Here is a 12163-nt window from a genome sequence, read left to right on the forward strand (position 1 = left end):
ATGTCGACCGAAACCTCGCACCAACCCAATCATGATGGCCGCTCGGTCGCGATGCGCGTCGAGCGTCGCTGGGCCGTCTTCGCCGGCGGCCTGATCGTGCTGCTCGTGATCGTGATGATCTACCTGGGCATGCACTCGGCGATGACGTCACCGTCGCGCGTGGAAACGATCAACCCGAGCCGACTGCAGATGTCAGGGGAATTCGTCGAGAGCAACCTGGGCAGCGCGGTCGAGCCGGATGGCTCCGTCACGGTGCGCTTCATTGCCCAGCAATACTCGTTCACGCCGCAATGCCTGCTGATGCCGGCCGATACACCGGTGACGCTGCGCGTCACGAGCGCCGATGTCGTGCACGGCCTCGAGATCATGGGCACAAATGTCAACGCCATGATCGAGCCAGGCTATCTCTCGACGCTCGCCACCGTTTTCCCGAAGCCGGCCGAACACCTGATGCCGTGTCACGAGTACTGTGGCTTCGGCCATCAAACCATGTGGGCTCACGTGAAAGTCATCGACAAGGCCACGTTCTTCGAGGCCGCCCGCCACTCCCGGAGGCTCAGCTGTGTTTCTCGCTAAGCGGCTCGTTCTCGCGCATTTCTGGCTCGCCTTTGTCTCGTTCCTTGTCGCGCTCGTGCTTGGCGCGTGGCAGATGCTCGTGCGCAGTCCACTGTTCGCGTGGGTGGGCAATCCCGAGATCTACTACCGTTCCGTGACGGCGCATGGAACCGTTATGGCCTACGCGCTGCCGACGCTGGTCGCAATGGGGTTTGGCTACGCAATCTGCGAGCTCTCACTCAGACAGCGGCTGATCGGACTCAAATGGGCATGGGCGGCCTTCATCCTGCTCGCGGTGGGCGCCTTGATGGCACTCGCGCCCGTTGCGACGGGCCATGCCTCGGTGCTGTTCACCTTCTATCCGCCGATGATCGGTAGTGTGTTCTACTACCTCGGCATCGTGCTCGTGGTAGTCGGCTCGTGGATATGGGTCGCGCTGATGTACGTGAATCTGCGTGCATGGAGGCGCGTCAATCCCGGTCAGCCGATTCCGCTCGCCATGTTCGCCAATGTGGCGGGCGCGTATCTTTGGGCGTGGACGGCGGTAGGCGCGGCACTCGAGATCCTGTTCCAGATCCTGCCGGTGGCGCTCGGCCTGAAGTCGACCATCGATGTGGGTCTCGCGCGCGTGTTGTTCTCGTGGACGCTGCACGCCATCGTTTACTTCTGGCTCATCCCGGCCTACACCGCGTACTACACACTGGTGCCGCGCGCCATCGGCGGGCGGCTCTACAGCGATTCGATGGCCCGCATCGCGTTCGTGATGTTCCTGGTATTCGCGATGCCCATCGGCATTCACCATCTGTACACCGATCCGCAGGTCGGCACCGGTTTCAAGTTCATACACCAGGTGTTTACGGCGATGGTCTCCGTGCCGACACTGCTGACCGTGTTTACGATTTGCGCGTCGGTCGAGATTGCGGGTCGCCTGCGCGGCGGCACCGGACTATTCGGCTGGCTCACGGCGCTGCCGTGGCGCAATCCGATGATGCTCGCCATTGCGTTCTCGTTCGTCATGCTCGGATTCGGCGGCGCGGGCGGGCTCATCAACATGAGCTACCACCTTGATTCGACGATCCACAACACGCAGTGGATCACTGGCCACTTCCATCTGATCTTCGGTGGCGCGGTCGTGATCATGTACTTTGCGATCGCCTACGACCTCTGGCCCCAACTCACAGGACGCAAGCCCGATGAGGGCTTGATCCGCAAGCAGCTGTGGCTGTGGTTCATTGGCATGCTGGTGGTGAGCTTCCCTTGGCACTACGTCGGTCTCCTGGGCGCTCCGCGTCGCATGGCGTATTACGATTACACGAACCCCGCTATCGCGCCGCAGGCAATATGGGTGGCAGTCTCCGCATTCGGCGGCATCGTGCTGCTCGTTTCCGGTGCGCTCTTTGTCTACATTCTCGCGAAGGCCCAGTTCGGTTCGTCGAACCGGACGCATGAAACGCCGGAACCGTTCGAGTTCAGTGTCTGCGTGCATCCGGTCGAGCGCGTGCCGGTAGCGCTCAATAGCTTCAGGCTGTGGATTGCCCTGATGGTCGGCCTCACCGTCGTCAACTACTCGGTGCCGATCGCGCAGCTGCTGCGTCTGCCGAACACGTCCGTTCCGGCCGTTGCCGTGGGAGCACCGCGATGAAACTGGAACGCGTGTTCAGCCTTCGCAACCCGTGGTTTACCGTGAGCGCCGGCGGGACATTTCTCGTCGCTGTCCTCGCGATTCTCATTGGCTTCGTCTGGTTGCCATCGATGCGGCGCGACTTCACGGCGAACGAGTTGTGGAGCGCGATCTGCAGCGCGGCGGGTGTGCCGTCGTCGGGGTCCAAGGACAGCGACATCGTGCCTGACGCACCGCCGAGCAATGTCGTCGTGCTGCCGCCGCTGCGCGCCGTTCGCATCGACGCGGTCTCGAGCGGACGCGGCGCCACGCTCGCCACGCAGCGTTGCTCGATGTGCCACGGCGCACAGAACCCGGCCGGCATAACGGCTCCGGCGCTCGCCGCCCAGTATGCCGATGCGATCTACAAGGAACTGCGCGACTTTCACAGCGGCGCACGGGAGAGCGCGATCATGCAGCCAATCATCGCGAGCCTGAGTGACCAGGACCTGCACGATGTCGCCGAATACTATTCGAGCCGGCCACGCCATACGCAGTTGCAGGAAGCGGGCAGCCGCGATTACGGCGCCGCACACGCGCTTGCGATGCAAGGCGCGCCGATCCGCAATATCGCTCCTTGTGCAGCGTGCCACGGCACGATCGACCGCAAGGGCGCGGCGCCCTCGCTCGACGGGCAGTCAGCCTCGTATCTTGCCGCTCAGATGCGCGCATTTGCTGGCGGCACCCGGCATAACGACATCGGGGAGCAAATGCGCAACGTCGCGCGGCAACTTCGACCCGAAGAGATCGACGGTCTCGCAAAGTACTACGCGGCTCAGCCGTGAATGCGCGATTTGGGCGACCGACTGCACAGCCGGGTGTTTTCAGGCAAATCCCCGACGACTACGACGGAACGCCGGGATGCATGGGTAGCCTGAACTGAACGCGCGCGCCGCGTGGGCAGCACCCACTGACCCACAGTCGGCCGCGGTGCGCATCGATGATCGAACGCGAGATAGAAAGTCCCATGCCACGGTGACCGCCCGCGTGTAGACGAAACGCCGGCGGCGACGCGCATCTGCTCAACGCGAACATTCCACCCCGGAGTGCCGGTGCGCGACACCCCGGCTCACGCGAAAAGGTCACACAGTCTGATTGGTGCTGCCCGAGCAACATCGTGAGCCGGTTGCTGCGTCTACCGGCTGGGGTCATGGGGTCCTAAGATGCCTTCGTGCGGGCTAGATGCTGCTGAACGCATCCCCCACGCCACACATATCTGTTCATTTCAACCAGGAGGCATCATGTCGCAGCGTATCAACTACATCCAGCAATCGCCGGAACTATTCAAGAAGTTTCTGGAGTTCAGCAATCTGTTGAAAGAGAGCGCGATTGAAGAATCGGTTCGCGATCTCGTATCGATTCGCGCTTCGCAACTCAACGGGTGTGCGTTTTGCCTCGACATGCACGTAAAGGAAGCGAAGATTCACGACGAGCGCGAATTGCGCATTCATCATCTCACGGCCTGGCGTGAATCGACGCTGTTCGCTCCGCGTGAACGCGCCGCGCTCGCCTGGACCGAAGTGCTCACGAAGCTTCCGGAGCAAGGCGTGCCTGACGATATCTACGAGCGCGTGCGCACGCAGTTCAGCGAAAAGGAACTCTCGGACCTGACGTTCGACATCATGGCGATCAACGCGTGGAATCGCGTGAACGTTGCGTTCAGGACCGTGCCGGGTTCGGCCGATAAAGCGTACGGCCTCGACAAGGCGAATCTGAGCTGAGCGCATCCTCTACACGTTTCGTCGGCGCCGGTCCGCACGCACGGACCGGCTCATACTGGAGCACACGAATATGCTTCGCCTGAAGAAAGCCCCACTCGTGACCTTGCTTGCCGTGGGCGCGTCGCTGGGCATCGCTCACGCTGGCACGCCCGCTGAGGCCATTGTCACTCCACTGATGACGCAACGCCTTGGCGATTATCCGGGCAAAGAAGCCTTGATGATTAGCGTCGAATATCCACCGGGCGCCGAGGACCCCGTGCATCGCCATCACGCGCACGGTTTCATCTATGTGCTGGAGGGATCCATCGTCATGCAGGTCAAGGGTGGCAAGGAAGTAACGCTGACGCCCGGCCAGACCTTCTACGAAGGTCCGAACGACGTGCATACGGTGGGGCGTAACGCCAGCCAGACGCAGCCGGCGAAGTTCGTCGTGCTGCTGCTCAAGAACCAGGGCGCGCCGGTCTTGGTTCCCGAGAAACAGGGCCATTGACTGTCGCGACGGCGGCATCCGCCAAAACGTTCGCACGGGTGAACGCGTCAGCGCACGCGTACCACCCGTTCGTCGCTTGCATTGTATAGCGGCCCGGCTCCGGCCGGCGCACGTCTCTTTTGTTTCGCGACTCAGCAGCGTGCTGCAAGTGACGGTCTTCCGATCCTCTCTCGACCCCGGCATTCGGCGCCAGATTGCAGCGCTGCTGCCGAGTGACTGTCATACACCGATATCCCGAGATTGACGGGCTCACGCCATTGCGTCAGCCCGTCACCCAACACACGTTCAAACGAGGCGGGTCTGATTGCGCAGGCGCAGTCTGGCGCCGTATTGTCCAATTGCCCGCGCTCGAACCACGCATAGCCTATAAGGCCACGAAGTGCAGCGCCGCGGTACGGCGTTCGCAATAGGTATTCATGACCTAATCAGATTGTCATTTCTTGTACCTTCCGATTTCGCCGCTGAATTCGTAAAGTTATCTTTTCGACGCGAATCCCGGCGATTTCAACCAGTCATTCGAGTCATGCGATTTGCGATGAACACAGGCACACTTTCCGCGCCGAACCACGAACTCTGGTTTCAGAAACCGAGTTCGCGCATACCTGAAACTACGACTTGCAGTTCGTTCGCCGTACTCGGCACACCGCGGGCGTAAATCCTGAATTATGAGTATTTGGGCGCGCGATCCTACTTAACCGGGGAACCGTAGGGTGGACACATTAGGTACCCTCAGCATATTTGTACACGCGGCGGAGACCCGCAACTTCACGCGAACTGCTCAACGGCTCGGCCTCTCCGCGTCAGCGATTGCAAAATCGATTGCCCGTCTCGAAGACCGGATGGGCATCCGCCTGTTTCATCGCAGCACCAGAAACGTAATGCTTACCCACGAGGGCGAAATGCTCCTGGAAAGCTGTCGACGGATCATCGAAGAACTGGAGATGATCGAGGAGCGCTTTACCAGGAGAGGAAAGGCTCCGAGCGGCAGGCTACGCGTGATTGCACAAATTCCCAGTGCCTATCTCGCCCCGGTACTCCGCAAGTTCATCGTTGCCTTTCCAGAAATAGAACTCGATATCGAGTGGGGAACTGGCGCTGCCGGTTTGATAGAAAGCGGATTCGATGTTGCAATCTGTCCCGGCCTCGATACAGACTCCCGACTGATGTCGAAGCACCTTGGGTACTCCAAGGTTTGTATTGCGGGTGCCGCATCCTATTTCGAGCGCTGCGGAATACCTGCGACACCGCAAGACCTTGCGCATCACGTCTGCATTCATCTGAAAGATGCCGGAAAGCTGATCCGATGGCCACTCGGGCTCAGCGAATCGGACGCCGGCGAACCGCCTGTCTCTATGGCGGTTTCGATGCTTGGCGCACTGGTCAATCTGGTGGAGTGCGGGTCCGGCATCGCATGCCTGCCAGAATTCGCGATCGAGCGGCAATTGAAGGATGGCTCAATGCGGCGCGTGCTGGGAGACCATGTTTCTGGCAGTTACCAGTGCGTGGCAGTGTGGCCATCCAGTCGGCATATGGCGACGAAAATACGGGCATTCGTGGACTTCGTGGCTAATAACCTATTCGGGGAGGCGAAGGGCGACGAAGCCTGACCCTAGCCTTTGGCCTGCCAGCGACGCGAGCCGCTATCCGGCACGTGTATGCCTTATGCCTCCAACGATAGCGGCTCCGTGATGTCCATGCGATCGGTTCGTTCGCATCCGGCGTTGTAAGTGACGTCGGCCTACGTGACCGCCAGGATGCCAGACGGCGCCCGTCATCTTGACGCGCCCGGAAAAGTACGCATTACTTGTGCGTTTGCAACTCCGATCGAGTTGCGCTCTCACCCGATGCATCCAGCGCTTCGAGCGCATTTCGAACACCCGCGCCATACAGCGGGTCTGCCTTCGTACAGTGAGCTATGTGCAACTCCCGGATCGGGCGTGAAACGCCGCGCATTGCGCGTGCGGTGTTCTCGAACAGGGCTTTCTGTTGTCCTGGCGACATTAAACGGAACAGATCGCCGGGCTGGGAATAGTAGTCCTCGTCAACTCTATGGTTCCAGTGGGCGGCTGCTCCCTCAATGGAGAGCGGAGGTTCGCTATAGTCGGGCTGATCGAGCCATGCTCCGCGCGTATTGGGATTGTAGGAAGGCATGCCACCTCGATTGCCGTCGACACGAAGCAAGCCGTCTCGATGATAACTGTTGTAGTGGCTGGTACCGCGCGGAGAATTCACTGGGATCTGATGATGGTTCACCGTTAGTCGGTATCGCTGCGCATCGCCGTAAGAGAATAATCGCCCCTGCAACATCTTGTCCGGGGAGAAGCTGATGCCCGGCACAACGTTTGCGGGATTGAACGCCGCCTGTTCGACATCCGCGAACCAGTTTTCCGCATTTTTGTTGAGTTCGAACTCGCCAACTTCAATTAGCGGGTAGTCCTTTTTCGACCAAACCTTCGTGAGATCGAACGGATTGACCTTATAGGTGGCGGCCTCCTTTTCCGGCATGATCTGGAAATACAGTTTCCAGCGCGGAAATTCTCCTCGTTCGATGGCCTCGTAAAGATCACGATGATGCGTCTCGCGGTCGGCCCCAACCAGTGCGTTCGCCTCCTCGTCGGTTATGTTCTGAATGCCTTGCTGTGTCGACATATGAAACTTGACCCAGAACCGCTCGTTATTCGCGTTGAGGAGGCTGAATGTATGGCTGCCAAATCCATGCATATGCCGGAAGCTGCGCGGAATACCACGATCGCTCATGACAATTGTGACTTGATGCAGCGCTTCGGGAAGCTGGGTCCAAAAGTCCAAGTTGCTGTCGGCATTGCGCAGGCCGGTTCGCGGATCACGCTTGACGGCGTGGTTGAGGTCCGGGAATTTGAGCGGATCACGGAGAAAAAAGACCGGTGTGTTATTGCCGACGAGGTCCCAGTTTCCTTCTTCCGTGTAGAACTTCAGGGCAAATCCACGAATGTCGCGTTCGGCATCGGCCGCGCCGCGCTCACCCGCAACGGTCGAGAATCGCGCGAACATTTCAGTTTTCTTGCCGACGGACGAGAAGATTTTTGCCCGCGTGTATTGGGTGACGTCATGCGTCACGGTGAATGTACCGAATGCCCCGGATCCCTTTGCGTGCATACGACGCTCGGGAATCACTTCCCGGTCGAAATGCGCGAGTTTCTCAAGGAGCCAGACATCCTGAAGCAGGGCAGGACCTCTGGGTCCTGCGGTTTGCGTGTTCTGGTTATCCGGCACCGGTGCGCCAAATGCAGTCGTGAGCTTGCCCATTGTGAAGTCTCCAGGAATGGGTTGATTGGGGGATAGGGGAACCACCGTGCGAACAGGCCTGGATTCAGCGCAATTACGTTGCCCGGCATTGCAGGCATCATGCGACGCAATACCTGGCGGAACATCCTGCAAAAAAGAACGTAATACAGAAACCGAACGGTTTAGTTGAATCGATCGGCTATTACGTGCCCGTTCTCGAGCATGATAATTTGAGCAGTGAGGTTCGCGCGCTGGAGCTGCGTCGTGAAAATGCAACGAAGGTAAGCACGACCCCGATCTCTACCAGCGTCGAAAAGATGGAATCTATGACTGCAGTCGTCGTTATTCGCTATTCGGCTTTATATCGCCACGGACGATCACGACAAAACCGCGCGATGCCGGGGTAGCTTGAACTGAACGAGCGCGCCGCATGGAGAGCACTCACTGACCCACAGTCGGCCGCGGTGCGCATCGATGATCGAACGACAGATCGAAAGTCCCATGCCAAGGCCCGTGGACTTCGTGGTGTAGAACGCGGTGAATGCGCGTTCGGCGCCGTCCGGACCAAAGCCCGGACCCGAGTCGCGCACCGTCACGAGCACGCACGCGCCGTCGACTTCACCGGTACTGATATGCACCTGTCGCACCCCATCGATGCCGCTCATTGCCTCCAGCGCATTGATGATCAGGTTGAGCATGACCTGCTGCAGTTCCACACGGTCGCCTTCGACGAAGGGCAAACACTCTGCAAGCTGCATCACGAGCAGGGCGCCGCATTTCCTTGCTTCGCCCCGCACGAGTTCGACGATCTCGCGGATCGCCTCGTTGATGTTCACCGGCTCCTTTTTCCGTGGCGCCTTTCTGATCAGTTGCCGCAGCCGCCCGAGCACCTCGCCGGCGCGGTTGCCATCCCTGAGGATGCCGTCGAGCGCCAGGCCGACCTCGGTGAGGTTGGCGGGCTCGCGGTTCAGCCATCGCAATCCGGCTTCTGCATGGGCCACCGTCGCGGCGATGGGTTGATAGACTTCGTGAGCAATCGAGGCCGCGAGCTGCCCCATAGTCGCCACGCGGTTCGCGTGCGCCAGATCGGTCTGTACTTCGCGGTAGCGCTGCTCGCTCTCGCGGATTTTTTGCTCCGCCTGCTTCTGCTCGGTCAGATCGAGTACGAACGCCAGGCCTTCCCGGCCGCTTGCGTCGAACGCAGCGAGGCCCACAATAATGGGAACGCGACTGCCGTCCTTCCTGATGTATTCCATTTCGAACGGCTTGGTGCGGCCAGTTTCCGTTAACTCGATGCGCGCGCGGATCGCGTCGTCATGCTTTTCCGGTGGCGTCAGATCCAGCCAGCGGACGCGGCCAGAGACCAGATCGTCGCGGTCATAGCCCACCATGCGCAGAAATACGTCATTGGCTTCGAGGATATTCCCGTCGGCATGCCAGACATTGATCCCAATGATGTTGGCATCGACGAGACGCCGGATCTTTGCTTCGCTTTCCGCGACATCGCGGTACAAACGGGCATTTTCGAGCGAAATCGCAGCCTGCGAGGCCACGAGCTTCAGCACGGCGATCCGGGCCGGGCTGAACACGCGGGCAGTGAGGTTGTTCTCGAGGTAAAGCGCACCCATGAGCTTGGCTGCGTTCATCAAGGGCAGGCACAGAATGGACCGGGCGCGATGCAGACGGACGTAGGGATCCGCGGCAGCCATGGGATCCGTTGCGGCATCGTCCAGAAAGATAGTCTCGCGCGTACGCAAGACCTGGTTGAGGATCGACTCCGGCAACATCGCTGCGGTGAGCGGCGCGTCGGAGAGCTGCACGTGGACCGCGTCGCCGGCGGTGGTGGCTTCCGCAGCGATCCGATGGCCGCCCGCATCCGACAGGATCAGCAAGCCCCGTTCGGCGCCCGCCTGCTCGATCGACGTGCGCATGACCATGCCGAGCAGCTTTTCCAGATGGATCTCGCCGGAAGCCGCCTGCGACACCTTGATCACGGTCGCCAGATCGAGGTGCTCGATGGGTGCCGCGATCGTATTCGTCGGTCCGGTCGCCGCCGCCTCGTCGGTTCTCAAGTACGGATACTGTTCCTCGAGTTGCCGCGCCTTGCCGATGGCGCCCCAACGCAGATAGCCATTGTGGGCGTCCTGCATGCAAACGCGCGCAAACTTGCGAAGATCGCGTGCGGCATAAAAGCGGGACGCAAGTTCGTTGGCCAGTGCCTCGACGTGCGCGAAATCGCTATCCTGCGCCAATCGGATGGCTTGTTCGTAGAGCATTTCGGCGTCGATCACGCGGTCTTCGATGCGGGCGATCTCGGCGCCGACCAGCGCGGTATGGCTGGCGAAGTTCTCCGCGCAGAGATCCGCCCAGATACTCAGTTGCTTTTGATGGGCGCGCAGCGTGTCAAGGTGCTGCGTACGCTCGCCAGCCGGGATGGCGTCGATCCGGCCAGCCCACGCCAGCGCGGCATAGAAGCAATATTCAGCCTCCTCGGTGAACGAGTACATGACCCAGCCTAGCTCATTCGCCTGTGCAGCCGCATGCGTGGCCGCCTCATAGTCGCCGGCAAGATAGCGTGCCTGTAGCTTCCGAATCCAATACATGCACACGTACGACACGGAGGTTTGAGACAGGTGACGTTCTGTGTGAAGCTCGTCGAACTCGGCGCAATCGAAGCTGCCGAACCCCGGTGTCAGGCCGCGGAGCGTCCGGATCAGTGCGAGCTGCAGCCCACTAAAGGCTGTGACCATCGGAAACTGCACTCTCTCGCAGTATGCGATGCCGGATTCTGTCTCCCGGTGCGCCTCGGATAGTGGTGCGCCGGTTACAAGCAGGGTCGAGACGACGTGATTGCGTGAGAACGCCCCCCACGGAATATCGCCGGTCCGATTGGCCATGTCGAAAACGCGGTGCATCTGCTCTGCGCAATTGCGCATGGGTTGAACCAGGCGCGCAGCATACATGTAGTAGGACAGATACGTGCGCGCTTTGTAGCGTTCGAGGCCACGCCGTTCGACCAGTTGGCAGCCGAGCTCGCCGAACTGGAAACCGGCCTGATAGTCGCCGAAAACGCGTCCGGCGAACCTCGGAAAATTAGCGTAGGCCACGGACGAGGCGTCGCTATTGCCGTGCTCGAGGCTCAGCGTGATTGCCTTGCAGATCGTCAGGCAAGCGAGGTTCCCGTCGCTGTGGAGGGCAGGCGGGACTAGCGAGATCACTGCATCGATGGTTGCGAGGGCGACCGCGTCCTGCATCGGCGGCAGATCGATGAGCTCCTCGATGGCCCGCTCCCCAAGTAGCGGCCAGATGCGCTCGTATTCGCTGCGCACGGCCGCGTCGTCCGGATGCGGTGACCAGTCGATGCCCACATGCCGAAGGAAGGCGAGGCACACAGCGACCCCGATCTCGCGCTTGCCGAGCATCAGGAATACATCCATCTGCAAGCACGCGACCCGGGCGCGCTCGACGGTGGTCGTAGCACGCCTCGATAACTCCGCCAGTCGCGTTTCGGCAGCCAGCAGTTGTCCCGTCAGGAGCTCGCATTCGGCCCGGTTCAGCTCCAGTGCAAAGGTCAACTCATGCCGGCGTTCCCGGCCATTGTCATTCAACAGCTCTGCGCCGGAGGTGAAATAGGCGAGCGCCGAGGCATAGGCTGCCGACGCCCTGGCGCGCTGGCCAGCGCGCAGATTGAGTTCGGCCAGTTGCTCGCGTTCATTCCGTTCGGTGATCAGCACGGCGCCGCGATTGAGCTGCCCGACAATTTCGAAGATCGCTTCCTCGCGTTTTTCCGCCGGGGCCTGCGCGATGAGCAGGCGGCCGATCCGCAGATGCGCGTCGGCGCGCGATGATTCAGGAATCAGGGAATAGGCGGCCTGATGAACCCGGTCGTGAACGAACGCGTAGGCGCCTTCGAGCCGCACGACGAGTTCCTGGCGAACCGCCTCCCAGACCACGGCGTGAATCCCCGCCTCCGGCATGCCGAGCACGGCCGACAGGGTCGCGATGTCCGCGGTGTTCCCGAGACAGGCAAGCTGCTGCAGCGCGCGTTGCGTCGCGGGCGGCAGGCGCGTCAGCTTGCCGGCCATCAGGTCCACGACGTTGTCGGTGTAACCGCTGGCCTGGATGCGTTCGGTATCCCAGCGCCACTGCCGCGCATCGTGATCGAATGCCAGCAGACCGCCTTCGGCCAGCGCGTGCAGGAACTGGATCACGAAGAACGGATTACCACCGGTCCGGTCGGTCACGAGGCGCGCCAGTGGCGCAAGTTTTTCAGGCGCACAGTGCAGCGCGTCCGCGATCAGATTCCCGATGTGCGCACCGGTCAGCGGCGCGAGCCGGATTTCCCCGATCTTCGCGCCCGCGCTGCGGATCGCTTCAAGCCGGGCCGTCAGCGGATGGGCGGCATCCACCTCGTTGTCGCGATAGGCGCCGATGACCATCAGGTAGCGCAGTTCCGGCTGGATCAGCAGGTCC

9 protein-coding genes are annotated in these 12163 nt (G+C 60.8%); 6 read left to right on the forward strand and 3 right to left on the reverse strand.

Features of this window, described 5'->3' with window-relative positions; translation table 11 throughout:
* The 3 genes from AB3X89_RS24225 to AB3X89_RS24235 are packed head-to-tail and all read left to right on the forward strand — an operon-like array spanning window position 1 to window position 3000.
* Window positions 1-576 carry a cytochrome C oxidase subunit II gene (locus tag AB3X89_RS24225; protein WP_368585523.1) on the forward strand — a complete coding sequence of 192 codons (576 nt, stop codon included), beginning with the start codon at window positions 1-3 and terminating at the stop codon, window positions 574-576.
* A complete protein-coding gene (locus AB3X89_RS24230; protein ID WP_368585524.1) occupies window positions 563-2197 on the forward strand; it encodes a b(o/a)3-type cytochrome-c oxidase subunit 1 in 1635 nt (544 codons plus the stop codon). The genes AB3X89_RS24225 and AB3X89_RS24230 overlap by 14 nt, the downstream gene beginning before the upstream one ends.
* Window positions 2194-3000, forward strand: coding sequence for a cytochrome c (locus tag AB3X89_RS24235; RefSeq protein ID WP_368585525.1), 807 nt, complete (start codon window positions 2194-2196; stop codon window positions 2998-3000). Before AB3X89_RS24230 ends, AB3X89_RS24235 begins: the two co-directional genes overlap by 4 nt.
* Before the next feature lie 58 nt (window positions 3001-3058).
* Here AB3X89_RS24235 and AB3X89_RS24240 read toward each other — a convergent pair whose 3' ends face one another.
* Window positions 3059-3367, reverse strand: coding sequence for an ATP-binding protein (locus tag AB3X89_RS24240; RefSeq protein WP_368585526.1), 309 nt, complete (start codon window positions 3365-3367; stop codon window positions 3059-3061).
* Between the two features lie 89 nt (window positions 3368-3456).
* On the opposite strand from AB3X89_RS24240, the gene AB3X89_RS24245 reads away from it, so the two are divergent.
* The 3 genes from AB3X89_RS24245 to AB3X89_RS24255 all read left to right on the forward strand — a co-directional run bounded on the left by AB3X89_RS24245 (window position 3457) and on the right by AB3X89_RS24255 (window position 6033).
* Window positions 3457-3936 (forward strand): carboxymuconolactone decarboxylase family protein, encoded by a 480-nt coding sequence (locus AB3X89_RS24245; protein WP_368585527.1) that lies wholly within the window; start codon window positions 3457-3459, stop codon window positions 3934-3936.
* 70 nt (window positions 3937-4006) lie between these two features.
* Entirely contained in the window at window positions 4007-4426 is a 420-nt protein-coding gene (locus AB3X89_RS24250) for a cupin domain-containing protein (RefSeq protein ID WP_368585528.1), read from the forward strand.
* A 710-nt stretch (window positions 4427-5136) separates the two neighbouring features.
* Complete coding sequence (locus AB3X89_RS24255; RefSeq protein ID WP_368585529.1) at window positions 5137-6033, forward strand: LysR family transcriptional regulator; 897 nt, start codon at window positions 5137-5139, stop codon at window positions 6031-6033.
* A gap of 193 nt (window positions 6034-6226) precedes the next feature.
* On the opposite strand, the gene AB3X89_RS24260 is transcribed toward AB3X89_RS24255, so the two are convergent.
* Both AB3X89_RS24260 and AB3X89_RS24265 read right to left on the reverse strand, forming a co-directional pair.
* A complete protein-coding gene (locus tag AB3X89_RS24260; RefSeq protein ID WP_368585530.1) occupies window positions 6227-7711 on the reverse strand; it encodes a catalase in 1485 nt (494 codons plus the stop codon).
* Between the two features lie 356 nt (window positions 7712-8067).
* Window positions 8068-12129 carry an ATP-binding protein gene (locus AB3X89_RS24265; protein WP_368585531.1) on the reverse strand — a complete coding sequence of 1354 codons (4062 nt, stop codon included), beginning with the start codon at window positions 12127-12129 and terminating at the stop codon, window positions 8068-8070.
* Between the last annotated feature and the right edge of the window lie 34 nt (window positions 12130-12163).

It is taken from the genome of Paraburkholderia sp. BR14320, assembly GCF_040948665.1.
Classification (GTDB): Bacteria; Pseudomonadota; Gammaproteobacteria; order Burkholderiales; family Burkholderiaceae; genus Paraburkholderia; species Paraburkholderia youngii.

Coding starts and splice junctions, on each gene's coding strand:
- AB3X89_RS24225 (WP_368585523.1), top strand. CDS start 1: ATGTCGACCGAAACCTCGCACCAACCCAATCATGATGGCCGCTCGGTC.
- AB3X89_RS24235 (WP_368585525.1), top strand. CDS start 2,194: ATGAAACTGGAACGCGTGTTCAGCCTTCGCAACCCGTGGTTTACCGTG.
- AB3X89_RS24240 (WP_368585526.1), bottom strand. CDS start 3,367: ATGACCCCAGCCGGTAGACGCAGCAACCGGCTCACGATGTTGCTCGGG.
- AB3X89_RS24245 (WP_368585527.1), top strand. CDS start 3,457: ATGTCGCAGCGTATCAACTACATCCAGCAATCGCCGGAACTATTCAAG.
- AB3X89_RS24250 (WP_368585528.1), top strand. CDS start 4,007: ATGCTTCGCCTGAAGAAAGCCCCACTCGTGACCTTGCTTGCCGTGGGC.
- AB3X89_RS24260 (WP_368585530.1), bottom strand. CDS start 7,711: ATGGGCAAGCTCACGACTGCATTTGGCGCACCGGTGCCGGATAACCAG.
- AB3X89_RS24265 (WP_368585531.1), bottom strand. CDS start 12,129: ATGGTCATCGGCGCCTATCGCGACAACGAGGTGGATGCCGCCCATCCG.